1 pseudogene is annotated in these 243 nt (G+C 50.6%); it reads left to right on the top strand.

Annotated features, from left to right (window positions below):
* Positions 1-19 precede the first annotated feature (19 nt).
* Positions 20-243 (top strand): annotated as a pseudogene (locus AC3XQU_RS24640) (conjugal transfer protein TraH); the annotation flags it as partial.

The raw sequence follows: 243 nt of genomic DNA, 5'->3' as shown, positions 1-243 counted from the left end.
AATCAATGCGAATGACAGCATGTCCTTTGAAGGGACCTTGGGCTATACAAACCGCATGCTATTCGGCAGTAGTATCGGCCCTTCAGCAGGCGTTGATCCGTCTTCCATAGTAGGAAAGCTTTCGTATTGCACCGCTGGCAAATGCGGTTTCACCGTCGCACAACAAAGCTTCATTGAAGCTATCAGTGTTCCTCTGCTGGCGATGATCAGACAGGTTCAGCAGTCGCCAGGAGCAGTGCAAAG

The sequence above is a fragment of the Telluria sp. AZSoR62 genome (assembly GCF_058111565.1).
The sequence above is the reverse complement of the archived record's forward strand: the minus strand, read 5'-3'. Positions and strand labels throughout refer to the sequence as shown.